General features: G+C 30.1%; 23 protein-coding genes. 13 read left to right on the forward strand and 10 right to left on the reverse strand.

The window, feature by feature from the left end:
* Window positions 1-52 precede the first annotated feature (52 nt).
* Both OLM55_RS08620 and OLM55_RS08625 read right to left on the reverse strand, forming a co-directional pair.
* Window positions 53-835, reverse strand: a complete 783-nt coding sequence (locus tag OLM55_RS08620) for an anti-sigma factor (protein ID WP_264558502.1) — start codon at window positions 833-835, stop codon at window positions 53-55.
* Window positions 828-1358 carry an RNA polymerase sigma factor gene (locus OLM55_RS08625; protein ID WP_264558503.1) on the reverse strand — a complete coding sequence of 177 codons (531 nt, stop codon included), beginning with the start codon at window positions 1356-1358 and terminating at the stop codon, window positions 828-830. The genes OLM55_RS08620 and OLM55_RS08625 overlap by 8 nt, the downstream gene beginning before the upstream one ends.
* Before the next feature lie 112 nt (window positions 1359-1470).
* Here OLM55_RS08625 and OLM55_RS08630 point away from each other — a divergent pair, with 112 nt between their 5' ends.
* The 5 genes from OLM55_RS08630 to OLM55_RS08650 all read left to right on the forward strand — a co-directional run bounded on the left by OLM55_RS08630 (window position 1471) and on the right by OLM55_RS08650 (window position 6971).
* Window positions 1471-2118, forward strand: a complete 648-nt coding sequence (locus tag OLM55_RS08630; protein ID WP_264558504.1) for a DUF4331 domain-containing protein — start codon at window positions 1471-1473, stop codon at window positions 2116-2118.
* 23 nt (window positions 2119-2141) lie between these two features.
* Complete coding sequence (locus OLM55_RS08635) at window positions 2142-2687, forward strand: DUF4331 domain-containing protein (protein ID WP_264558505.1); 546 nt, start codon at window positions 2142-2144, stop codon at window positions 2685-2687.
* A 76-nt stretch (window positions 2688-2763) separates the two neighbouring features.
* Window positions 2764-4065, forward strand: coding sequence for a tetratricopeptide repeat protein (locus OLM55_RS08640; protein ID WP_264558506.1), 1302 nt, complete (start codon window positions 2764-2766; stop codon window positions 4063-4065).
* A gap of 4 nt (window positions 4066-4069) precedes the next feature.
* Window positions 4070-6289 carry a TonB-dependent receptor gene (locus OLM55_RS08645; RefSeq protein WP_264558507.1) on the forward strand — a complete coding sequence of 740 codons (2220 nt, stop codon included), beginning with the start codon at window positions 4070-4072 and terminating at the stop codon, window positions 6287-6289.
* Between the two features lie 28 nt (window positions 6290-6317).
* Entirely contained in the window at window positions 6318-6971 is a 654-nt protein-coding gene (locus OLM55_RS08650) for a TrmH family RNA methyltransferase (RefSeq protein ID WP_264558508.1), read from the forward strand.
* Between the two features lie 11 nt (window positions 6972-6982).
* Here the strand turns inward: OLM55_RS08650 and OLM55_RS08655 are convergent, their stop codons facing one another.
* From OLM55_RS08655 to OLM55_RS08665, 3 genes are all read right to left on the reverse strand, one after another.
* On the reverse strand, window positions 6983-7795 hold the full coding sequence (locus OLM55_RS08655) for an alpha/beta hydrolase (RefSeq protein ID WP_264558509.1): 813 nt from the start codon (window positions 7793-7795) through the stop codon (window positions 6983-6985).
* Window positions 7796-7839: 44 nt separating this feature from the next.
* Window positions 7840-8613 (reverse strand): carboxypeptidase-like regulatory domain-containing protein, encoded by a 774-nt coding sequence (locus OLM55_RS08660; RefSeq protein WP_264558510.1) that lies wholly within the window; start codon window positions 8611-8613, stop codon window positions 7840-7842.
* An 86-nt stretch (window positions 8614-8699) separates the two neighbouring features.
* Entirely contained in the window at window positions 8700-10628 is a 1929-nt protein-coding gene (locus OLM55_RS08665; protein WP_264558511.1) for a DEAD/DEAH box helicase, read from the reverse strand.
* 168 nt (window positions 10629-10796) lie between these two features.
* Between OLM55_RS08665 and OLM55_RS08670 the strand changes: the two genes are divergently transcribed.
* A complete protein-coding gene (locus OLM55_RS08670; protein WP_264558512.1) occupies window positions 10797-11399 on the forward strand; it encodes a trimeric intracellular cation channel family protein in 603 nt (200 codons plus the stop codon).
* Window positions 11400-11402: 3 nt separating this feature from the next.
* Here the strand turns inward: OLM55_RS08670 and OLM55_RS08675 are convergent, their stop codons facing one another.
* On the reverse strand, window positions 11403-11978 hold the full coding sequence (locus OLM55_RS08675) for a non-canonical purine NTP diphosphatase (protein WP_264558513.1): 576 nt from the start codon (window positions 11976-11978) through the stop codon (window positions 11403-11405).
* 327 nt (window positions 11979-12305) lie between these two features.
* Here OLM55_RS08675 and OLM55_RS08680 point away from each other — a divergent pair, with 327 nt between their 5' ends.
* Window positions 12306-13565, forward strand: coding sequence for an aminotransferase class I/II-fold pyridoxal phosphate-dependent enzyme (locus OLM55_RS08680; protein ID WP_264558514.1), 1260 nt, complete (start codon window positions 12306-12308; stop codon window positions 13563-13565).
* 57 nt (window positions 13566-13622) lie between these two features.
* Here the strand turns inward: OLM55_RS08680 and OLM55_RS08685 are convergent, their stop codons facing one another.
* On the reverse strand, window positions 13623-14744 hold the full coding sequence (locus tag OLM55_RS08685) for a GTP cyclohydrolase (RefSeq protein WP_264558515.1): 1122 nt from the start codon (window positions 14742-14744) through the stop codon (window positions 13623-13625).
* A 1-nt stretch (window position 14745) separates the two neighbouring features.
* Window positions 14746-15714 carry a transporter gene (locus tag OLM55_RS08690; RefSeq protein WP_264558516.1) on the reverse strand — a complete coding sequence of 323 codons (969 nt, stop codon included), beginning with the start codon at window positions 15712-15714 and terminating at the stop codon, window positions 14746-14748.
* A 107-nt stretch (window positions 15715-15821) separates the two neighbouring features.
* Between OLM55_RS08690 and OLM55_RS08695 the strand changes: the two genes are divergently transcribed.
* From OLM55_RS08695 to OLM55_RS08705, 3 genes are all read left to right on the forward strand, one after another.
* Window positions 15822-16088 carry a DUF4834 family protein gene (locus tag OLM55_RS08695; RefSeq protein ID WP_264558517.1) on the forward strand — a complete coding sequence of 89 codons (267 nt, stop codon included), beginning with the start codon at window positions 15822-15824 and terminating at the stop codon, window positions 16086-16088.
* Between the two features lie 85 nt (window positions 16089-16173).
* Window positions 16174-18651: a YfhO family protein gene (locus OLM55_RS08700; RefSeq protein ID WP_264558518.1), complete on the forward strand. Its 2478-nt coding sequence runs from the start codon at window positions 16174-16176 to the stop codon at window positions 18649-18651.
* 155 nt (window positions 18652-18806) lie between these two features.
* Entirely contained in the window at window positions 18807-19949 is a 1143-nt protein-coding gene (locus OLM55_RS08705) for a glycosyltransferase (RefSeq protein ID WP_264558519.1), read from the forward strand.
* 78 nt (window positions 19950-20027) lie between these two features.
* Here the strand turns inward: OLM55_RS08705 and OLM55_RS08710 are convergent, their stop codons facing one another.
* The gene (locus OLM55_RS08710) at window positions 20028-20699 is read right to left on the reverse strand and encodes a hypothetical protein (protein ID WP_264558520.1); all 672 of its coding nucleotides are present in this window, start codon (window positions 20697-20699) and stop codon (window positions 20028-20030) included.
* 262 nt (window positions 20700-20961) lie between these two features.
* Here OLM55_RS08710 and OLM55_RS08715 point away from each other — a divergent pair, with 262 nt between their 5' ends.
* Window positions 20962-21522 (forward strand): Smr/MutS family protein, encoded by a 561-nt coding sequence (locus OLM55_RS08715; protein WP_264558521.1) that lies wholly within the window; start codon window positions 20962-20964, stop codon window positions 21520-21522.
* A gap of 50 nt (window positions 21523-21572) precedes the next feature.
* Here the strand turns inward: OLM55_RS08715 and OLM55_RS08720 are convergent, their stop codons facing one another.
* Window positions 21573-22076 (reverse strand): hypothetical protein, encoded by a 504-nt coding sequence (locus OLM55_RS08720; protein ID WP_264558522.1) that lies wholly within the window; start codon window positions 22074-22076, stop codon window positions 21573-21575.
* A 128-nt stretch (window positions 22077-22204) separates the two neighbouring features.
* Here OLM55_RS08720 and OLM55_RS08725 point away from each other — a divergent pair, with 128 nt between their 5' ends.
* Complete coding sequence (locus tag OLM55_RS08725; protein WP_264558523.1) at window positions 22205-23995, forward strand: MFS transporter; 1791 nt, start codon at window positions 22205-22207, stop codon at window positions 23993-23995.
* 114 nt (window positions 23996-24109) lie between these two features.
* Window positions 24110-25231, forward strand: a complete 1122-nt coding sequence (locus tag OLM55_RS08730; RefSeq protein ID WP_264558524.1) for a cysteine desulfurase family protein — start codon at window positions 24110-24112, stop codon at window positions 25229-25231.
* Window positions 25232-25276 lie beyond the last annotated feature (45 nt).

Genomic DNA, 25276 nt, shown 5'->3' on the forward strand with positions numbered 1-25276 from the left:
AAATAAAAAAAACCGCTTATATAGCGGTTTTTTTTATTTGTATACTAGTGAATTATACTTTTCCTAAGGTATAAAGCTGTTCTAATGTTGGAGAAACACTTCCGCCTGCAGGTTCTAATGTAATTCCAAAAGCTTCCGCATCATCTGCTTTGTCTACTTTAAATACTTTTGAGTTACTTGCAGTGAAATTGTTAAGTAAACCTATACTTTTTGGTGTTAAAGGATCTAATTTTAAACCCCAAACTTGGTAAACTTTTCCTTCAGGTGGAGCCGGTAAACCAGCCGCATCAATATATACCTCTTTTGTTTCTTTGTTGTAATATGCTTTTGCAAAAGCATTTGGAGCAACTTCTTGACCTCCAAGAGCAACCTGAATATTATTATTGTCTCTTACAATTGCTAAAACAGATTCTGCATCTTGTTTTTTCAATTCTAAATCTACAATTGATTCTTGCATAACTGATTTTTCAGTTGACAATTTATTTATTGTTTCATTAGATTGGTTTAATTTGTAAAATTGTAATCCAAACCCAAGTACAAAAACAGCTGCAGCAGCCCAGCCCATATATTGAGCATAATTTTTACGAGGTTGTAATTGAATTACTTTATTTTTTTCTAAAAGCTGCGTTCTAATTTTCTCATAATTTGTTGCAGATAAATGGGGTGCAACACTTTGTGAAAGGTTCATAATTGCATTTTCAATAGCTTTAATTTCTTCCTGAATTTCAGGATTGTTTTTAGCCATTTCAAGTACTTCATTATTTTCTGCATCTGTAAGTTTACCAAAAACAAACAGTTCCAAAATTCCAGATTCTATGTATTCTCTACTATTCATTGATCATCAGTCTTAATTCATTCATACAATTTCTATTGTTCGTTTTCACAGTTCCCAAAGGAATTTCCAACTCTTCAGAAGCTTCTTGTTGGGTATAACCTTGAAAAAACAACAATTCAATAATTTGAATACATTTTGGTTTCAATTTATCAATAAACTTTTTAATACCAATTGCATCAATTCTATTCATTGTTTTTGAATTGTCTTCTAACATATATACGAAATTATCTGCAGAAAGGTTTTTTTGACTGTTATTATAGCCTTTAGAGCGTAACTTATCAATAGTTGTATTACGAGCTATATTGAGCATCCAAGTATATAAACGCCCTTTAGATTCATTATAAGAATCAATATTATTCCAAATCTTCACGAATACTTCTTGTAAAACATCTTCCGCTTCTTCCTTATTTCTTATTAGGTTATAAATGACGCCATATAAACTTTTTGAATAGTTGTCATATAATAAGGTAAACGAATTATTGTCTTTCTTAAGCAATTCTTTTACTAAAAGTTCTTGTTCCATAGAGGGTAAAGTTAGTACTAAAAAAATAAAAATAAACTTTTTTTTACTTTTTTAAAACCAAAAATGAATTCCTCTCGTAACTGTAGTTATAAATCATTTAAAAACTAACAAAATGAAAAAATCAAAATTACTTTTAGGGTTATCATTCTTCGGAGTGTTAGGTCTTGTTTTAGTCGCTGCAGATCATATTGATGCTCCTGCAGTTCAAGGTGGAACTTCTGATATTACAGATTTCTATTCTTTTCAAGGTTCAAATACTAATAATTTAGTTTTTGTAGCTAATGTTAAAGGTTTACTTTCTCCTTCAGCAACTGCTGATGCCGCATTTGATGAAAATGTTATGGTTGAATTTAACATTGATAATAATGGAGATAATATTGAAGATTTAGTTATTCAAGCAGTACCTAAAGATGGTAAAATGTATTTCTTTGGACCAGTTGCTCCAGGATTAGCAGGTTCAACAAGTACAGTAAAAACTTCATCTGCTTTAGGAAGTGTTGCAATCACAGAATATGCAGAAACAGCTGTTATTTATTCAAACGATGGTGTTAGTTTATTTGCAGGACCAAGAGATGATCCTTTCTTTTTTGACTTTGGACAATATTCTGAAATTATAGCTGGTAATGCAGGAAGTTTTAACAATCCAGGAACAGATACTTTTGCTGGAACAAATGTAATGTCAGTAGTGGTTGAATTACCAAAAACTATGCTTGGTGGTTCTGGTACATTGAATACTTGGGTAGAAACAAAAAGAAAATAATTAAATTTTAAAAAAGAAATATTATGAAATCAATTCAATATAAAAGTTTATTTGCATCCTTAGTTATTGCTTTATTTGCGGTAGGATGTAGTAATGATGATTCTAATGATAATGGAAATACATCAGATTTTAGCGGAACTTATGTACAACAAGATCAAATGGGAAGACCAGCTATAAATACGGTTTTTGTAACTTCAGGAAATAAAGATCGTTTCAATACAACTATTCCATCAGTTATGGGATCAAATTTTCAATCGGCATTTCAAACCCAATTATTAGCTTTAAACCCTGGTTACACTACTAATGCATTAGGTTTAGATGCGGCAACTTTTACAAGTGTTTTAGCTACCGATGTTTTAGGCGTTTCTACAACTGGTACTACAACTTTTTTTGACGGTACAAATGTGTTAACTGGAAGAGCTCTTGCTGATGATGTAATTGATGTAGAATTACTTTTAATTTTTGGAGGACCAACTGGTGGAGATAATGCAGCATTAACTTCAGATAATGTAAGTGCAAATGATAAAGCATTTTTATCATCTTTTCCTTATTTAGCTTCTCCTTGGTAGAAATATAGCTTTTAAAACAATGAGTATCAATTTGATGCTCATTGTTTTAATTTCTTTTATACTAAACAAACAAATTATGAAAAACTATTTTATAAAACCAATTATACTTTTGTTAATTTCCTTTGTTGTACTTAGCTGTTCTTCAAAATCTGAAAAACAAATAACGAACAAAGAAGATTACCAATCGTTTCTTATTGAAAAAGAAAATACATCTTTAAAAAAGATAAATAATGAAATTGATTTTTGGCAAAAGAAATACGATAATGCTCCTAATCAATATACTTATTTAATTTCTCTAGCTTCATTATACAGTCAGAAATTTGAAATTACTGGCAATATTCAAGAACTATATTTGGCTGAAAAGTTATTAATAGACTGTAATAATAGAGTAAAAGGCGAAAAAGCCGGAATTCATAGAGCAATTGCAAAAAACTATATTTCTCAGCATCGTTTTAAAGAAGCTTTAAGTCATTTAAACCAAGCTTTTGAACTTGGCGAAAATAAGATTGCTACCAATAAAATGCTTTTTGATGTTCAAATGGAATTAGGAAATTATGAAGAAGCAAAACAAAAATTAACCACTATTTTAGATTTCAAAGATTTTGATTATTTAATTAGAGCTGCAAAATGGAATGATCATATTGGCGATTTAGATAAAGCAATTCAATTAATGGAAAATGCTAAAACAATTGCAGAACAATCTAAAAACAAAGATTTAAAAATATGGGTTTATTCTAATATTGCCGATTTTTACGGTCACGCCGGAAGAATTGAAGATTCATACAGCTTCTATTTAAAAACATTAGAAATAGATTCTAATAATATGTACGCTCTAAAAGGAATTGCTTGGATTGTTTTCTCTCACGAAAGAAATCCTCAAGAAGCATTACAAATTGTAGATTATATTTCAAATCATCATCCAGTTCCTGATTTGCATCTTCTTAAAGCAGATATTCATGATTTTACGGGAAATGTATCTGAAAAGAGAAATGCAATGAATGAATATTATGCTTCTTTAGAAAAGAATAATTATGGAGATATGTATAACAAATACAATGCTTTACTTTATGCTGAAACTTCTGGTGAAGCAAACAAAGCGATTGAAATTGCAAAAAAAGAAATTGAAAATAGACCAACACCAGAATCGTATGATTTATTGGCTTGGGCGTATTATAATAACGGCGATTTTGATAAAGCTTTAAAAATAATTGAGAATCACACAATTGGAAAATCTCACGAACCTTTAATTGTTTTTCATAATGAAACTATTTTGAAAGCAAATAATAAGTTGACCAAAGAAAACACAAATAAAACCGATTTATTAGCCAGTATTTACGAATTAGGTCCTAATTTAGAGGCTTCAATTAAAAGATTATAATCCAATGAAATATTTTTATTTATTGATAGTTTCATTACTGTCTTTAACTTCCTATGGACAAAATTTAAATGGAAAAGTTGAAGATGTATATGGAAACCCAATTGCAGATGTTTATGTCTATAATGAAAGTAGCGATGTACACACGCATACAAATGAGTTTGGAAATTTTGTATTAACTAAGGTTAAATTAAATGAAAGCTATAAAATTTCAAAACTTGGTTATATAGCTATTGAATTTAAAGTAAATCAACTAAATGAAAGAGTAAAAATTATTTTAGAAGAAGAAGTTTTTAAACTTTCTGAAGTTACTATTTCTCCAAATGTAAATATAAACTCAACAATCATGAAATTGGATTTAAATACAAATCCAGTAAATTCTTCTCAAGAAATTCTTAGAAAAGTTCCAGGTTTATTTATTGGTCAGCATGCTGGTGGAGGTAAAGCAGAACAACTCTTTTTAAGAGGTTTTGATATCGATCATGGAACCGATGTTGCAATAACTGCCGACGGAATTCCAGTAAATATGGTTTCTCATGCGCACGGACAAGGTTATTCCGATTTGCATTTTATTATTCCAGAAACGATAAATATTATCGATTTTGGAAAAGGTCCTTATAATGCTGCAAAAGGTAATTTTGCTACTGCAGGTTATGTAGATTTTAAAACAAAAGATAAGTTAGAAGAAAGTAAGTTAAGTGTTGAGGTTGGCCAATTTAACACTGTTAGAACTGTTGGTTTATTCGATTTATTAGGAAATAAAACAAAATCAAATGCTTATTTGGCAACTGAATATATTGAAACAGATGGACCTTTTGATTCTCCTCAAAATTTCAATCGATTTAATATTTTTGGAAAATATTCAACCATTTTAGAAAATCAAACCAAGTTGAGTTTTATAGGTTCTCATTTTACAAGTAAATGGGATGCTTCAGGCCAAATCCCAAACCGATTAGTGAACAACGGAACTATTTCTCGTTTTGGAGCTGTAGATGATACCGAAGGCGGATTTACTTCTAGAACTAATTTAGCTGTAGCAATAGATAAAATCATTGATGAAAACAGTTATTTAAAAACCAATGTGTATTTTTCAAAATACGACTTTACGCTGTTTTCAAACTTTACTTTTTTCTTAGAAGATCCTGTAAACGGCGACCAAATTAGACAATATGAAAATAGAAAATTGTATGGTTTTAATTCCGAATATACCACGAAAAAAACATATGATACTTTCAAATTAAAATGGCAAACAGGAATTGGTTTAAAAGTAAATGCTACTAAAGATTCTGAACTTTCGCACACGTTAAATAGAAATACAGTTCTAAATTATATTCAACTTGGTGATATTGATGAATCTAACTTTTCAGCTTATACAAATGTTGAATTTCAGTTTAATAAATTAACTATAAATCCTTCTTTACGAATGGATTACTTTAAATTCAATTACCAAGATAAATTGGCTGCGAGTTATGAAACGCTTTCAAATACTAAATTTAAAGTGTTACCCAAATTAAATTTTAATTATGTTCAAAACGATAAAGTCGCTTACTTTTTAAAATCTGGTTTCGGGTTTCATTCCAACGATACCAGAGTTGTTTTACAAGAAGATAAAGAAATTTTACCCACTGTTTTTGGTGCCGATTTAGGTACAACTTTAAAACCAACAAAAAATTTAATTGTTAACGCTGCACTTTGGACTTTATTTTCAAATCAAGAGTTTGTATATGTTGGCGATGCTGGAATTGTAGAACCTTCTGGAAAATCTAAACGTTTAGGTGTAGATTTAGGTGTAAGATATCAATTAAACGATTATTTATTTTTAGATTTTGATGCAAATTATGCTTTTGCACGAAGTGTAGACGAACCGAGTGGACAAGATTATATTCCTTTAGCTCCAGAATTTACTTCAACAGGAGGAATTAGTTTTAAAAATTTCAAACGATTTTCAGGGAATTTAAATTACCGTTTTATGGGAGATCGTGCGGCAAATGAAGATGATTCGGTAATTGCAAAAGGTTATTTGGTATCTGATTTATCGGTAAACTATAAATTAAGTAAAACTTTTGAAGTTGGAGTAGTGGTAAACAATCTTTTTAATACAGAGTGGAATGAAACGCAATTTTTAACCGAATCGCAATTACAAACCGAATCTCAAAGTGTAGAAGAAATTCATTTTACGCCAGGAACGCCGTTTTTTGCAAAAATTAAATTGACATATAGTTTCTAAGTTCAAAAGGTTTTATATTTTTGAAACCATGAGACAAGAAGCTTTACTAGAATATTTAGAAGGTTTTATTTCGGAAAATCGTAAACAACGCTTTTTAGACGTTTTAAAAAACAGAACCAAACATTTTACCATTGCTATGGAAGATGTGTATCAAATGCATAATACAAGTGCTGTAATGCGCAGTTGTGAAGTTTTTGGTATTCAAGAACTAAATGTTATTGAGCAAAAGTATGGTAAATCTATTGACAAGCAAATTGCCATGGGTGCTCAAAAATGGGTCGATATAAAAGAACATGAAGATGCTGCTTCTTGTTTAAAGAGTTTAAGAGCTCAAGGTTATCAAATTATTGCAACCACACCACATAACGAATCGTGTTTAATTCACGAATTTGATATTACAAAACCATCGGCTTTATTTTTTGGAACGGAGAAAGAAGGACTTTCAGAAGAAATAATGAATAACGCCGATGGATATTTAAAAATTCCAATGGTTGGTTTTACCGAAAGTTTAAACATATCGGTTTCAGCAGCAATTATTATTCAAGACATTACAAACCGACTCAGAAACTCAAAAATTGATTGGCAATTATCTGAAGAAGAAATTTTTGAAAAAAGATTAGATTGGACACGAAAAACCATAAAAGATGCTGCTTTTGTAGAAAGTAAGTTTTATGAGAAGTAGATTATTGTTTTTTATTTCTGTCCTAAACTCCAAATCAACGCTTTTTCTTTAGTCGCTCTAAAAATAGTATTGTGTTGTTCATTTGGTTCGTCTGAATACAACCAAGTGAAGTTGCCTTTAGAATTGTTGAATTTTTTTTCTAATTCTTTAGTATATTTAGAAATATCTTCCGCATCAGACCCGGCAAACCAAATCTTTTTATTTGTGTAGTTTTTGGTTTTTACTAAGCTTTCAAAATTTTGCACTAAATATTGCTCATTAAACCATAATGAAGGATCAATTGCAATATAGTTGTCAAACATTTCATTGTCTAATAAAAAGGTTTCAACTACAAATAAACCAGCAAGCGATTCACCAATGATAAATTTCTTGTTAGTTGTTCTGTATTTTTCATTTATTACAGGAAACAATTCATTTTTTATGAACTTTCTAAAATTATCAGCACCACCAGCTTTAGGAATATATTCCAAATCGTACTCAATTTTTGTTGGTCCAGTTAAATCTCTACCGCGTATAGTATTTTCAATTCCTACCAATATACAAGCTGGAACTTTGTTTTCAGCAATTAATTTTTCTAACGTATTTGCAATATGCGGAAAATCTTCTTTAATTCCGCCATCAGGCATATATAAAACAGGTAAACTATCAATTGATTGTTCGTAATTTTTTGGAGTCCAAATGTTAATTACTCGATTATCATTTGTAAACTTTGAAGCTATTTTTAAACTGTCGTGTTTAGGAATAGGATCGTTATAAACAACGGCTGCGTTTTTACAACTAAATAGAAATGTTACAATGAATAGAAATAAAATATTTTTTTTCATTAGTTAGGTTTTTAGATAGTTACAGTTAGTTAACAAAGTAAAAACTACTTATTCTTATTTAGAATTTTATATTCTTCATAACATGAATTAATGGCATCCATAATTTGAAGGTCATTAGCCGTTTTGATAAAATATTCAGAATAATTACAGTTTTGAAGAATTAAAGGAATATCATCTTTGTCAATTTCAAGTAATGCAGCTAGTGTTTCTCTATCGTATTTTGAAGCTAAAAGATTACGCACAGTATCATCTTTCTTCATTTCCTTTAGTTTCTTCATTTCTTTTGGACGTTTTCCAAAAGCACTATATAAGAAATCAGCCGGATTAAAAATAGCTCCTAATACTTTAGTAACAGCCCCAGGAGATTTATCGCCTACTTCGTAGCCTTCATTTAAACCAGAAATACTATATCTGTAGTTGCTTTCATCTACATATATTAATTCTGTATCAACTTGTATATAGCCTGTTAAATTGTATTGAGTTACTACTATTTCTTCAAGAGCATATGCTTTTTCGGTAAGATAAATTTTAGAAGATTTATTTTTTACCCAATCATTTGAAACTTTAACTTTAATAGTCTCAAATCCTAAATAAGAGATTAGTAAAGTATCATTTACTTTCGCTGTAATTTCAAATAAACCATTTCCGTCTGTTGTGGTTCCTTTAATTTTGGTGGTATTAATGACATGCACGTTTGACATAGGAAGTCTCGTTTCGCTGTTATAAACGCTACCTGAAAGTTTACTTACAATTGTGTCTTTTTGACTAAAAGAACTTATTGTAAATATTGAAAACAAAAAAACTATAAAATATCTCATCTTTTAATTATTGATTCAAAAATACAAATCAATTGGAGATATTTTATAGTTTCTTAAATATTTATCAGAAAATTAACGAAAAACGCTTAATCTCTTCTAGATCTTTTTGCTTTATCAAAGAATCCACCGTTAGAATCATTAGAAGAACTTCTTCTAGATGGTCTTTCGCTATTAGAGCTAGATTCTCTTCTTGGCCTTTCACTTCTTGATGAAAAACCTCTATCGTCTTTGTTTGAACTTCTTTCTCTTGGAGCAAAATTTCTGTCGCTACCGCTTCTAGAGTTTGAACTTCTTTCTCCTCTAGGACTAGAATTACGTTCTCTAAAACCACCAGAATTTCTTCCGCTGCTTCTTCCTCCGCTTCTTCCACCAGAATTTCTTCCACCATGATCTCTTCTTCTGCTATTTCCTCCACCGTCGTTATTAGAAATCTCAACATTAATTTTTCTACCATCAATGTTAACAGCATTTAATGTTTCCATCACTTTGGTTGCATGTTCAGCATCAGTATTAAAGAAAGAGAATCCTTCTTTAACATCTACTTTAAATAAGTCGTCTTGACCTAATTCTAGAGTATCTCTTAAATAATCTTTTAAAGTCATCCAATCAAAATTATCTCTTGATCCAATGTTTATAAAGAAACGAACCGCACCGTTAGATGGAATAACTCCAGGTTCACGACGTTCATTGGTTCCTTGAGAAATATCTCTAGATTTTTTATAGTATGCGATAAATCTATTAAATTCAACAGACACCATTCTCTTAATTAGTTCGTCTTTTGGAAGATCTTGTAAAACCTCTTCAATAGCAGGTAAATATTTGTCGATTTCGTGATCGATTTCAACATCTTTGATTCTATTTGCTAAATGAAATAATTGAATTTGACAAATTTCTTCTCCTGAAGGAATTGGCTTTTCTTCAAATTTCATTTTAATGATTCTCTCAATTTGAGAAATTTTACGCAATTCACTTTTTGTAATAATTACTAATGAAGTACCTGATTTACCCGCACGACCAGTTCTACCAGAACGGTGCGTATAAGTTTCAATTTCATCAGGTAATTGGTAGTTTATTACGTGTGTAATATCGTCAACATCAATTCCACGAGCAGCAACATCAGTTGCAACAAGCATTTGAATTTGTCTTCCTCTAAACGATTTCATAACTCCGTCACGTTGCGCTTGAGATAAATCTCCATGCAATGCAGCAGCATTATATCCATCTTCAATTAATTTTTCAGCAACAGCTTGAGTATCACGTTTTGTTCTACAGAAAATTACTGAGAAAATATCCGGATTTGCATCTGCTAATCTTTTAAGAGCTGGATATCTATCACGAGCACTTACTAAGTAAAACTCATGTGATACATTTTCATTTCCAGAATTTTTGTGTCCAACAGTAATTTCTTGCGGACTGTTCATAAACTCTTTAGCTATTCTTGCTACCTCTTGCGGCATTGTTGCAGAAAATAACCAAGTGCTTTTTTCTTTTGGTGTATCAGATAAAATAGCTGTAATGTCTTCATAGAATCCCATGTTTAACATTTCATCCGCTTCATCTAATATACAATAGTCAATGTTTTTTATGTTAACCATTCCGCGGTTAATCATATCTTGCATTCTACCAGGAGTTGCCACAATTATTTGTGCTCCTCTACGTATGTCTTTTGCTTGTTCTGTTATACTTGCCCCACCGTAAACCGCAACTGTGTTCAGTCCTTTTACGTATTTTGAGTATAACTTAATTTCGTTAGTAATTTGAAGACATAACTCTCTTGTAGGCGATAAAATTAATGCTTGAGTGTCTCTGTTTTCTGCATCAATTTTTTGGATAACTGGAAAACCAAACGCTGCAGTCTTACCCGTTCCGGTCTGCGCTAACGCTACAATGTCTGTGTCTTTTTCCAATAATAGGGGAATCGCTTTTTCCTGTACTTCTGACGGATTTTCAAATCCTAGATCTTTAATCGCCAGCAGTAGCGATTCGTTTAATCCTAATTGTTCAAATTTATTCATGTGTATTTTTAAATTGGGTGCAAAAGTACTGATTATTAGTGAGATATACTAATTATTTCTAAATTGTTCACTTTCAGATGCTTTAATGCTAAAAACAATCACAATTTTTGATTTTATTGTTCTGTAATAATGGCTACTTTTGCACAAAAAAATAAAAATTAATACAAAATGTTTCAGTTTTTAGACATTATAGGTACATTGGCTTTTGCAATTTCTGGAGCATTAACTGGTTGGCATAAGAAGCTCGATCCTTTTGGTGTTTTTATTATTGCTTTTGTGACTGCTCTTGGCGGAGGAACTTTACGTGATATATTAATTGGACGGACTCCAGTAGGGTGGATGTTGGATTTAACCTATGTTTACATGATAATTTTAGGTTTTATAGCTACAATTATTTTGAAAACTAGATTAGAGAAACTGAGAATTTCCTTGTTTTTATTTGATACAATTGGTTTAGGGATTTTTACTATAATAGGTTTAGAGAAAGGAATTGAGATTGGATTACATCCAATTATTTGTATTGCTTTAGGGACAATGACTGCTAGTTTTGGAGGTGTTATTCGTGATATATTGTGTAATGAAATCCCGGTTATATTTAGAAAAGAAATCTATGCAACTATAAGTATAAGTGGTGGAGTTTTGTTTTTTTCTTTAAATGAATTTCAACTGAATAAAGATATATTGTATCTTGTAACATCGTCATTTATGATTGTTTTTAGATTATTAGCAGTAAAAAACAAATGGTATTTACCTTCACCATATAAAGAATAAAAATTATTCTTTACTTAAAAAATCTATTAAAGATCTTGTAGCAATTCCTCTATGGCTAATTTTTGCTTTTTCAATCATTGAAATTTGTGCAAATGTAGAAGAATGCCCTTGGGGTTGAAATATAGGATCGTAACCAAAACCATCAACACCTTTTTTTTCAAAAGTAATTGTTCCTTTTGCAATTCCTTCAAATAAGTGCTGTTCTCCGTTTATATTTAAAGCAATTACAGTTTTAAAATGAGCATTTCTGTTTGACTTATCATTAAGCTCAAACAAAAGTTTGTTCATGTTATCTTCTGCATTTTTTTGTTCTCCGGCATAACGTGCTGAATAAACTCCTGGCTCACCATTTAAAACTTCAACTTCTAAACCTGTATCATCTGCAAAACAATTATAACCGAATTTTTTAGTTACATAATTTGCTTTTAAAATTGCATTTCCTTCAATAGTAGTTGAAGTCTCTGGAATATCTTCAAAACAGCCAATATCTTCAAGGCTTAATATTTTTATTGAGCTTGGAAGTAGTTGCTGAATTTCTTGAATTTTATTTTTGTTGTTTGAAGCGAAAACGAGTTGCATTTTATTTACTTAGAATGAAAGTCAAAAATACAAAGTTTTTTTAGAAATAGAAACACTATAAAAATATAAAAGCCAACCTGGAGCGGTCGACTTTTATGGTGAACGTGTAACCACATTTCTGTGTCGTTCGATGCAAAAGTAATTAAACTATTTATATTTTTATGTTTTTTTATTTTTATTTTTAAAAAATAAATAATTGTTACTTGAATATGTGTATAAAAAGATTCCTTGAGTTAAGTTCATTTGCTTATTTCATATAAAAATAAATTATTAAAAACCCTTTTTTATTCTTACTTTTGCCAAGTTTTTTAAAACATATTCTATATTATGGTAAAAGATTTATTTGAAAGAATTCAACAAAATAAAGGTCCATTAGGTAAATGGGCTTCACAAGCAGAAGGATATTTTGTTTTCCCAAAACTAGAAGGTGAACTTGGTCCTAGAATGAAATTTCATGGAAAAGAAGTTTTAAACTGGAGTATTAATGATTATCTAGGTTTAGCAAATCACCCAGAAGTACGCAAGGTTGATGCTGAGGCTGCTGCGCAATATGGTGCTGCTTATCCTATGGGAGCACGTATGATGAGTGGTCATACAGATATTCACGAACAATTAGAAAAAGAATTAGCGGCTTTTGTACAAAAAGATGCCGCTTATTTATTAAATTTTGGTTATCAAGGAATGGTGTCAATTATTGATGCCTTAGTAACTAAAAATGATGTTATTGTTTATGATGTAGATGGTCATGCTTGTATTATTGATGGAGTTCGTTTGCATATGGGAAAACGCTTTACTTACAAACACAATGATATTGAGAGCATGGAGAAGAATCTTCAACGTGCTACAAAATTAGCTCAAGAAACTGGCGGAGGTATTTTATTTATTACTGAAGGTGTTTTTGGAATGCGAGGTCAACAAGGAAAGTTAAAAGAAATTGTTGAGATGAAGAAAAAATACAATTTCCGTTTGTTAGTTGATGATGCGCATGGTTTTGGAACTCTTGGTAAAACAGGAGCTGGAGCAGGTGAGGAGCAAGGTTGTCAAGATGGTATTGATGTTTACTTTTCAACTTTTGCAAAATCAATGGCAAGTATTGGTGCTTTTGTAGCTGCTGATAAAGACATAATTGATTATTTAAAATATAATTTACGTTCTCAAATGTTTGCTAAATCATTACCTATGGTAATGACAATTGGAGCATTAAAAAGATTAGAATTGTTGCGTAATTCTTCTGAAATTAAGGACAAACTTTGGGAAAATGTAAATGCACTTCAATCAGGGTTAACTTCTAGAGGATTTAATATTGGTGATACAAATACTTGTATTACACCTGTTTATTTAGAAGGTTCAATTCCTGAGGCAATGATTATGGTAAATGATTTAAGAGAAAATTATGGTATTTTCTTGTCAATTGTTGTTTACCCTGTAATTCCAAAAGGAATAATTTTATTAAGAATGATTCCTACTGCATCTCATACTATGAAAGATATTGAAGATACTCTTTCAGCTTTTGAAGCTATTAGAGAAAAATTAGTAAATGGAACTTATAAGAAAATTGCTGCTGAAACTACAGTAGATGTTTCATAAAAGAAAGAAACAAATATATAAATAAAAAAAGCCTTCTTTATGAAGGCTTTTTTAATATTAAATAAGTTTTTTGCTATAAGTTCGCCTTCTTTTATTTATTGTTGGATTAAAGTTTTTCCATAAATTATGGATGGCGTGATTTTCATCTAATTCAGGAGTTCTAATGCACATTTCAATTCCTTTTGCAACACAAGTAATGTAGCATTCTTCAAAGATAAGTGCAGTTACACCTTTACTTTGGTATTCTGGGGAAACTCCAATTAAGTAAAAAACAACTTCTTTAGAATTATTTCTTGCTTTTAGTAAATGATAAAAGCCAAATGGAAATAATTTTCCTTTTGCTTTTTGTAGTGCTTGAGCATAACCAGGCATCATGATAGCAAAAGCAACCATATTATTGTCTTTATCAAGTACAAACTTAATATATTCAGGGTTTATAAAACTTATGTATTTCTTTTTAAAATATTCCTTTTGGATATCATTAATAGGAACAAATGATTGAAGAACCGAATATGTATCATTAAACAAATCAAACATTTTGTCAACATAAGGCATAACATCTTTTGTTTTTGTAAAACTTAAAGATTTTAATCCATAACGTTGTTTTATTAATCCACTTGCTTTTTCAAAAGAAGCTGGGTTAATATTTGAAAAAGGAAAGTAACTTTCTATATACTCTTTTTCCTTAGTTAGGCCTAATTTTTCAAAATGTTCTATATAATAAGGCATACTGTACCAAGTAATCATATTTCCCATTTGATCAAAACCTTCAGTAAGTATTCCTACTTTGTCTAAATTTGAAAACCCTATTGGTCCTTCAACCATTTCTAGTTGATGTTTTTTACCTAACTCGTATACTTTTTCTAATAAAGCTTCAGTTACTTTGATATCATCAATAACATCAAACCAGCCAAAACGGACTTTGTTTTTTTTAAGGATATTTACTTCATCCCAGTTTACAATTGCAGCTAATTTTCCAACAATTTTATTTTGTTTATAAGCAATATAAAAATGTACTTCTGCGCTTTTAAATGCAGGGTTTTTATTTTTATCAAAAGTTTCCAGTTCATCAGAAATTATGGGCGGAACCCAATATGGGTTGTCTTTATATAAATCAAAAGAAAACATGATGAATTCTTTTAATTCTTTTTTAGTTTTAGCTTCTTTTATTGTAATCATCTTATTCTAAATCTACTGCGTCTTTTCTTTTCTTAGCTTCTTTTTCTCCTTTTTTCTTCATTTTCTTATCCATTTTACTACCATTATCCTTTTCTAACTTCACCTCTTCATAAGTAGCAGAAAATCGCCAAGAAAAACCAACTCCAACAGTTAAAATTTCAGGAGTACCTTTGAAGTTTTTACCTAATGAAGCATCAACTTGCATGTCTTTTCCAATTAGATAAGCTGCTCCAGCTCTAACAATTCCGTCTGAATAATAATCTCCACTATAACCTTGATTTTCAATAAAACCAGACCATTCAGCATTAAATCCTCTAGTTAAAGTTAAAACATAATTCAAACTTTTAAAATCTGAAGTAATTTTATCATAAGTAATATTAGTTACCAAAACCCATCTGCTTCCAAAGTGATTTTGTGCAATAACACTAACTTTAGGGCTAAATGATGGTTCTTCAATATTTGAAGGAGCATAATTAAAAGGATTTTTCCCTAAACTGAAGTTTGCACCTGCATAAACTGCTACAGCAGGATATAGTTGTCTCCATTTAAAACTATGATTGGCTTTCCAACTATATAAGTTTGGTTTTTCTTCATAATTTTTAAAAGGATCGTAAACTAAATATTTTGCACCAAGGGTTAATTGTTTAATACCACTTCTGTTTTCATTTAAATAAGAAGAGCTAAACTTGTCGTTTTGATATTGAACTTCTAAAATTGCTTCAAGCTCTTCTTTCCAAACACCATAACGAACACCAAGTTCTCCTATAAAACCTTTTGCGCTATAGTTTAAATTATTATGATTTTCAGAAACATAAGTGAATCCAGTTTCAGCCTGAATAATTTTTTTACCTACAGAAAAAGCCATCATAGATCTACCTGGTCTGTTTGAATTAATTTCATCTGTAAATTGAGCAAATTGAACTTGATAACTTAATAAAAATAAGAAAGCAATTAATTTAGAATATTTCATACGTGTCTAATTTATCTTCCAAAAATACATTTTTATAATAATTTTAAGAAACATTACTACTTAAATCTCGACATATATGTATAAATTTGAATTTTAAAATTACAAATATGGAAATGGCATCATTTGCAGGTTTTATTAAAACCTTAGTTTACATAATATTATTCTATTATCTGTTTAAGTTCTTAGCTCGAATTTTTGCACCAATATTAATGCAAAAAGCTATGAGTAAAGTGCAACAGAAAATGCAAGAACAAGCTCAACAGCAGCAACAAAATTATACAAACCAGCAATCTCAACAACAAACTCAAAGAGCAGAAATGCCACGTGAAAAGAAAAAAGTAGGAGAGTATGTGGATTATGAAGAAGTAGAGTAAAAAATTTAATTATCATAAAAAAAGGATATTGAAACAATATCCTTTTTTTATTTACCTTAGCATTTTAATAAAAACACCTTTTTTAATGAAAAAATTCCAAGCATTATTGCCGCATTTAGCTGCAATTATAGGATTTGTTTTAGTTTCTATTTTTTATTTTTATCCTGTTTTAAAAGGAGAAAAAATATATCAGTCAGATATTGCTCAATATACCGGAATGGCAAAAGAGCAAAATGATTTTAGACAAGAAACCGATTCTGAACCGTTTTGGACCAATAGCGCATTTGGTGGAATGCCAACTTATCAATTAGGTGCAAATTACCCTCACAATTATATTAAAAAACTAGATTCGGTTTTGCGTTTTTTACCAAGACCCGCTGATTACTTGTTTTTATACTTTTTAGGTTTTTATATTTTATTAATGGTTTTAAAAGTTGATCCGCTAAAAGCCTTTTTTGGCGCGGTGGCTTTTGGTTTTTCAACCTATTTAATCATTATTTTGGGCGTTGGACATAATGCAAAAGCACATGCTATAGCTTATATGCCAATGGTTGTGGCTGGTGTTTTGTTGGTTTTTCAACGAAAATATATTGTGGGTGGAATTTTAACGATGATTGCAGCTGCTTTAGAAATTCAGGCAAATCACTTTCAAATGACCTATTATTTATTGATTATTTTAATTTCACTTGGAATTTACTACTGTTTTAATTTTGTAAAAAATAAAGAATATAATGTTTTAGCTAAAACTATTGGAGTATTATTAGGTGCGGCTATTTTATCAATTGGTGCTAATGCTACTGGTTTATTGGCTACTTCTGAATATGCAAACCATAGTATTAGAGGAAAAAGTGAACTAACTTTTAATGCAGATGGTTCTCAAAACCAAACAAGCTCTTCAATGAAATATGACTATATAACCGAATATAGTTATGGAATTGCAGAAAGTTTTAACTTAATCGCTCCAAGACTTTTTGGAGGTGGAAATAGTGAAGAATTAGGCGAAAAATCAAATGTATATGAATTTTTAATTGGTTATGGAGCGGCTCCAAATGAAGCTTTACAAACTGCAAATTATTACGGAAGAACGTATTGGGGAGAACAACCTATTGTTGCTGCTCCGGCTTATATTGGTGCTATTGTTTTTTTCTTGGCTGTATTGGCAATGTATCACGATAAGCGTAAAGTAAAATATGTATTTCTTATAAGTGCAATTATTTCATTATTATTATCATGGGGTAAAAATTTCGATGTTTTAACTCGTTTTTTTATTGATTATGTTCCTATGTACGATAAGTTTAGAGCAGTTTCATCTATACAAGTGGTTCTAGAATTATGTTTACCAGTATTAGCCATAATGGGTTTACAATCGTTTTTTACTAAAGATCAAGAGCTTCAAAAAGACAGTTTAATTAAAGCTACTGCAACAAGTTTAGGGTTGATAGTTGTTCTATTTTTGGCAAAAGGATTGTTCGATTTTTCGGGTTCGGTTGACGGGCAGTTGCTAAGAATGTTTAGCGAAAGTCAAGACAATTCATTCGGTATTGGATTTATTGATGCTTTAAAAGAAGATAGAAAAAGCATGTACGTTGCTGATTTACTTCGATCTGCGTTTTTTATTGCAGTTGCTGCTTTGACGATGTGGATGTATCTTAAAAATAAATTAGCCACTCAAACAGCTGTGATTATAATTGGTATTTTTATGATTTCCGATTTGTTTTTTATTGATAAAAATTATGTGGGAGCCAAAGATTTTAGAGATGCAAGAGAAGTTGATGTTCCATTCATAGCTTCAGAAATTGACACACAAATATTAAAAGATACTTCAAATTATAGAGTGTACGATGTGCAAGGTCGTTTACAAGGACAGACTTCTTATTTTCATAAATCAGTAGGAGGTTATAGCGCGGTTCGACCAAGAAGAATGGATGAATTATTTGAATATAATGTAGAGCAAAATTTAAATGAAGTTGGTAATTCTATAGATTCGACTTTAAATATAACGAAGAGTAATCCGGTTTTAGATTTCTTAAATGTAAAGTATTTAGTAATTCCTACAGGTCAAGGTAGTTTAGCTGTTACTAATCCTTTTGCTAACGGAAGTGCTTGGTTTGTTGAAAAAGTGATAACGGTAAATTCTCCAGACGAAGAAATGAAAGCTTTGAATGGTTTGGATTCTAAAAATGTTGCAGTTGTAAATAAAAAAGACTTTAAAATTGAAAAAACTTCATTTGCGAAAGATACTACAGCAATTATAAAGTTAAATGTTAATAAACCAAATCATTTAAAATATACTTCTAATAATTCAAATGAAGGTTTAGCTGTGTTTTCTGAGATGTATTATAAAAACGGATGGATAGCTACAATTGATGGTAATGAAGCAGAGATTTTAAATGTAAATTATGTTTTAAGAGCATTGCAAATTCCTGCCGGAAAACATACAATTGAATTTAAATTTGAGCCTGAAGTAGTGAAAACAGGAAGTACAATTGCTTTAATAAGTTCAATAGGAATGATTTTAATAATAATTGGTGGATTGTATTTTGAAAATAAGAAAAACAAATAATCATTAGTTCTTCAAAAAAAATACTCATTGTTTCCTATTATTGGCCGCCAGCAGGTGGACCAGGAGTACAGCGTTGGTTAAAATTTGTAAAATATTTACCTGATTTTGGTTACGAGCCACATGTTTATATTCCAGAAAACCCAACGTATCCGTTAATGGATGAAAAATTATTGAGTGAAGTTTCTGAAAATGCAATTATTGTAAAAAATAAAATATTTGAACCTTACGCTTTTGCTTCTGTTTTTTCAAAAAAGAAAACAAAGGACATCAGTTCAGGGATTATTCCAAATAAAAAGAAACAATCATTTGTTGAAAAAGCAATGCTTTGGATTCGTGGAAACGTTTTTATTCCTGATGCAAGAGTTTTTTGGGTAAAACCATCGGTAAATTACTTGAAAAAGTATTTAGTTGAAAATAATATTGATACTGTAATTACAACTGGACCGCCTCATAGTTTGCATTTAATTGGTTTACAACTAAAAAAAGAAATGCAAATTAATTGGATAACTGACTTTAGAGATCCGTGGACAACAATTGGTTATCATAAAGAATTAAAATTGAGTAATTGGGCTGCAAAAAAGCATAAATCATTTGAAAAAGAGGTTTTAAATTCATGCAATTCAATTATTGTCACTTCTCCAACTACTAAAAAAGAGTTTGATGCAATTACTTCAAAACCTATTTCTGTTATTACAAATGGATATGATGTTGAGAAATCAATTCCAAAAGCTAAAGATGAAAAATTCACATTAGCGCATATAGGATCGCTGCTTTCCGAAAGAAATCCAATAGTGTTGTGGGAAGTTTTAAGTGAGTTAGTCTCTGAAAACGCCTTATTTGCTTCTTATTTCGAACTTAAATTAATTGGAGCAGTTAGTAATGAAGTTATTTTGGCAATAAAAGAGCATAATTTAGAACAATACATGAATTTATTAGGTTATGTTTCACACGAAAAAGCTTTACAAGAACAAAAATCTTCACAAGTTTTAGTATTGATTGAAATAAATTCACCCGAAACCAAATGTATTATTCCAGGAAAGTTGTTTGAATATATGGTTTCTGATAGACCAATTTTAGCTTTAGGTCCGGTTGGTGCCGATTTTGAACAAATTATTAAATCTACAAATACAGGGACTTTCTTTACTTATGAGGAAAAAGAAGCTTTAAAATGCCAAATTTCTATGTATTTTGAAGCTTTTTTGAATAAAAACTTAAATGTTCATGCTGTAGGTTTACAAAAATACAGTAGAAAATCGCTTACAGAAGATTTGGTTCAATTGCTAGATTCTATTGCATAAAAAATCCTGTTTCACTTTTCAGTTCCACAGGACTTTTAAAACTAACCAACCAACTTTACTAACATTATGTAGTAATTTTTATTTCTTTTTTATTTCTACTATATCGTCTTTAGACATTTTAGCTTTCGTACCGTCTTTTTTATAGTAGTAGTAATCGTCGTCATTATCGTCATTTCCATAATCATGATCATTGTTACCATAACCATTTCCGTTTCCAGGATTGTAGTTATAATGAGAATTGTTATAGTTAACATATCCTACAATATCAATGATTCGACCTCTTCTGTCGTAAATAATTCTTAATCCACCAACTTGAGTCAAGGCAAAGCTGTTGTATTTCATATATACGTTACCAATTCTTTTTACTCTTCCATAAGCGTCATAGTTAATAAATGTATTTCCTACTCGTCTTACTCTTCCCATATAATCATGTTCAATTATGATTCCTCTATCTCTAGGTCCGTAATTTGAACGAACTCCAGGTGCTCCATAAGTAGTATTAATTCCTCCACTTCTTGGTCTTGGGTTTGTTCCATAATAATTTGAAGCTGTATTAAAATCAAACTCTCCGTTTGGAAAAATATAAAATTCAACTCCTCTTTCTAAGAACACAATTGGTTCAGCATTTCTGTAGTCTACATGGTATCTACTTTTTCCTTCGTCATCAGTTAAAACCTTTTTATCTGATGCTTTTGCAACATTGATTCCTAAGAATAATATTCCTGCAACTAAAAATGTAATTTTTTTCATGATACAATAATTTAAAGGTTAAACATTAACTCCATTATTTTAGAGTTCTTTGTTTTGATATATCCAATATGCGTGCCAAAAATAAAATGAGTAACAAATAAATATTTTTTTTGGATTAAAAAATACAGTAAAAAAGTGTTAGAGTAGAAGTAAAAAACAGGATAGTATTTTTAAAATAAAGAAACAAAAATCAAGTTCTTATTTTAACTTTTTTATCTTTGATAAAGTTATATAATAATGTTTTTTAGTAAAAAATAGAAGTATGCAAAATTTAGAAATAGGAGATAAGGTTTCGGTATTAGATGATGATTTTGATGGAGTTGTTGTAAAGGTTGAAAACACATCGATTACCATTGAAACAAGTGATGGATTTACGATGACATATTTTGTCAACGAATTGATTAAAACTAATAATATCAATGAGTTAAATAATGTATTCTCTTCTAAAAGTTTAACTTCTGTTTTACAAGATAAAACGGAAGAAAAAAAGCGCTCTTTTGTAAAAGAAAAGAAAAGCAAGAAGGATGATTTTGTTTTAGAAGTAGATTTACACATTGAAAAATTAGTAAAAAACTTCCGTGGTTTATCTAATTTTGAAATCTTAAATATCCAAATGGATAATGCAAAAGGTCAGTTAGATTTTGCAATTAGAAAGCGTATGCCAAGACTTGTTTTTATACACGGAGTTGGCGAAGGAGTTTTAAAATCGGAGTTGGAATTTTTACTTTCTAAGTATGATGGTATAACTTTTAAAGAAGCCAGTTATCAAAAATATGGAATTGGCGCAACTGAAGTTTATATCAAACAAAATGTAGATAGATAAAAAAAGCTCCAAGATTATCTTGGAGCTTTTTTTAATAATTTAAATAGTAATTAAAGATCAGTTTCGTAATCTCCAAAAATATAAGTGGTGAAACTAAAAGTATTGTCGGAGTTAGAAAAACTAACATTTTCAAAAGTAATATTATGAGTGTATCCAATAACGGTTATTTCATCGGTATCATAAAGTTCGTCTGTTTCAATCAAAATGGTTCCGCCGGTTGCAATCCATTCATTTTGTACTACAGGATTTGCTGGTGGAATAGTAGAACAAATTGAAGTAGAGCTTAAATTTCCTGAGTATTTTCTGTAGTAGATTTGATTAGATGAGCTAATTGTTATTTCTCTAGGCTCTCCATCAGGAGTAACAGTATTAACAAAACTACTTTCAGGAATATCAATTAGTAATAATTCATCGTCTTTAATTTTAAAAATTAAATTATTTTCTGAACATTTTTGAATTGTTTGTGATTCAAAATCAAAAGATTGTAGAGTAATGTCGCCGTCATCACATGAAATCATTATACCTGTTAATAATAAAGCAAAAATTTTTTTCATATTTTTTATTCTTATTTGAAGCAAATTTAATCGAATAATTTTATTTAGACTAAAATGTTTGTTAAAAGCTAAAAATATTATCTTTAGGTCTTCAAAAATATATAAATAAGATTTATTATAATTTAATTATGAATTCAGTAAATACCAAATCAATACAGACCAATTATTCTGCATTATATACTTTAATAACAGTTTTCTTTTTCTGGGGTTTTATTGCCGCAGGTAATAGTATTTTTATCCCTTTTTGTAAACATTACTTCAGTTTAGATCAGTTTCAATCACAGTTGATTGATTTTGCTTTCTATACAGCTTATTATTTAGGCGCATTGATATTGTTTATAATGGGAACAGCAAGAAGTAGCGATATTGTTAGTTCGTGGGGTTATAAGAAAAGTATCGTATATGGATTATTATTTTCTGCGCTTGGAGCAGGGGCAATGATTATTGCTGTTGAAGCTAACTTATATATTGGAATGTTATCCGGTTTATTTATTGTTGCATTAGGTTTTTCGTTACAACAAACAGCTGCAAATCCATTTGCAATTTTATTAGGTGATCCAAAAACTGGAGCAAGTAGAGTAAATCTTGGAGGAGGAATTAACTCTTTTGGAACTATGATTGGACCAATTTTGGTAGGTTTTGCTTTATTTGGATCTGCAGTTTCAGTTACGGATGAACAAATTGCTAATTTAGAATTAAATAAAGTTATTTATTTATATGTTGGAGTAGGGTTGTTATTTTTGGCTTCTGCGGCTTTGTTTTACTTTTCTAAAAAAGTACCTGACGGAATTTCTAAAGAACCAATGGAAAAAGCAAATAAAGCATTAAAAACACTTGTTGTGATGACTATTTTATTAGGAATTATGTTTGTTCCAGTATTTCAAAGTTATAAAAGTAACGATGCCAAAGTAATTCAGACTATTGAGTATGAGTTAAAAACTGCTAAAACGCCCGTTAATCAAGTAAAATTAAAAAAATTTACTGGAGATGAAATTTCAGCTTATTTAAGTGATTTAAAAAGTAAAGAAGCAAAATTATCTGTTTTAAAGACTGAAATAGAAATGAAGAGAATGTATTGGCTTTTTGGAGCGCTTATTGTTGTTCTAGGCGGTATTTTCTTTTCTTATTTTTCAGCAAGAAAAAAATCTGAAGGCTGGGGAGCAATGCAATATCCACAATTGGTATTAGGAATGTTAGCTATATTCACTTATGTAGGAGTAGAAGTAGCAATAGGAAGTAATTTAGGTGAATTATTAAAATTAGAAAGTTTTGGTGGATTGCAATCTTCAGAAATTGCTCCTTATGTTTCAATGTATTGGGGAAGTTTAATGATTGGTCGTTGGGCTGGTGCTATTAGTGTTTTTAACTTATCAGGTATGAAAAAGACTTTAGCACTTGTTGTTGTTCCGTTAATTGCTTTTGCGGTAATTTTATCTGTAAATATTGTTTCAGGTAAGGAGATGAAACCTTTGTATTATTATGTAGTTTGTGTGGTTTTACAAATAATTGCTTTCTTTTTAACGAAAGATAAACCAGCTCGTACTTTAATTATATTTGGATTATTTGGTATTGCTGCAATGATGATAGGTTTGTTTTCAACAGGAACAGTTGCAATTTATGCCTTTTTATCGGGAGGTTTGGCATGTAGTATTATGTGGCCATCTATTTTTAGTTTATCTATTTTAGGATTAGGAAAATACACATCACAAGGTTCTGCGTTTTTAATTATGATGATTTTAGGAGGTGGAATTATTCCTCCAATACAAGGAAAATTAGCTGATATTATTGGAATTCATCAATCATATATTATTGCGGTTGTTTGTTTTGGATATCTTACTTTATTTGCCTTTATGGTTAAAGGAATTCTTAAAAAACAAGGAATAGATGTTGATACAATTGAAGCAGAAGTTTCTCATTAATGCAATAATAAAAAGCAAAAAAGCGAGAAAGGTAATTTCTCGCTTTTTTGTTTAACAGATTTTAAATTTTTGATAAAGCATACTTTCTTATCTTTGCTTTTCGAAAATGATAACATGAAAAAAATATATTTAGACAATGCTGCAACGACACCTCTTTATCCTGAGGTAATTGAATCTATGATGTCTGTTTTACAAAATAATTTTGGAAATCCATCATCAACTCATAGTTTTGGTAGAACTGCTAAAAACCTGCTTGAAACTTCTCGTAAAAGCATTGCAAAACAATTACACATACAAGCTGCTGAACTTATTTTTACGGCAAATGCTACGGAAGCGACTAATCTAATTTTACAAGGTGCAGTTCAAGATTTAGGGATTAAAAGAATCATTACTTCAAAAATTGAACACCACGCTACTTTACATACCATTCAGCATTTACATAAAACAAACAATATTGAAGTTACATTTATTGACATACTTCCTACTGGAGAAATTGATTATTTGCATTTGGCAAAATTACTTCATGAAGTAAAACCAACTCTTGTTTCGTTAATGCATGTAAATAATGAAATAGGAACTATTTTAGATGTTGAAAGAGTAGGGAAGTTGTGTATTGCAGCTAAAGCTTTGTTTCATTGTGATACTGTTCAATCTATTGGAAAAATTGATTTAAACTTACATGAATTACCAATTGATTTTGCAGTAGCAACAGCTCATAAGTTTCACGGTCCAAAAGGAATTGGTTTTGCTTACATTAAAAAAGGGTTGACTATTCAGCCAATGATTTATGGAGGAGAGCAAGAAAAAGGCCTTCGTGCAGGAACTGAAGCTGTGCATCAAGTGGTAGGAATGGCAAAGGCACTTGATTTGTCTATTGATAATTTGGAAGCAAATAAAAAGACAATATTAGATTTGCAATCGTATTGTTTGTCTAAATTACGGACTCTTTTTCCTAATTTAAAAGTAAACGGAAATAATACTTTATATAATATTTTAAATGTAATGTTGCCAATTGATGCTTCAAAATCGTCTATGTTACTTTTTGCCTTAGATATGAAAGGAATTGCAGTTTCTAGAGGAAGTGCTTGCCAAAGTGGAAGCATAAAACCTTCTCATGTTTTAGCAGAATTTTTAACTTTAGAAGAACAAAAATTTCCTAATTTAAGGATTTCATTCAGTCATTTTAATACTAGAGAAGAAATTGATTTCTTTATTGAAGTTTTAAAAGAGATATAAAATAAAAAAAGAGGCTTTTTAGCCTCTTTTTTTATTTTATAAAGT

Origin of the sequence: Flavobacterium sp. N2270 (assembly GCF_025947225.1) — a bacterium.
GTDB lineage: Bacteria > Bacteroidota > Bacteroidia > Flavobacteriales > Flavobacteriaceae > Flavobacterium.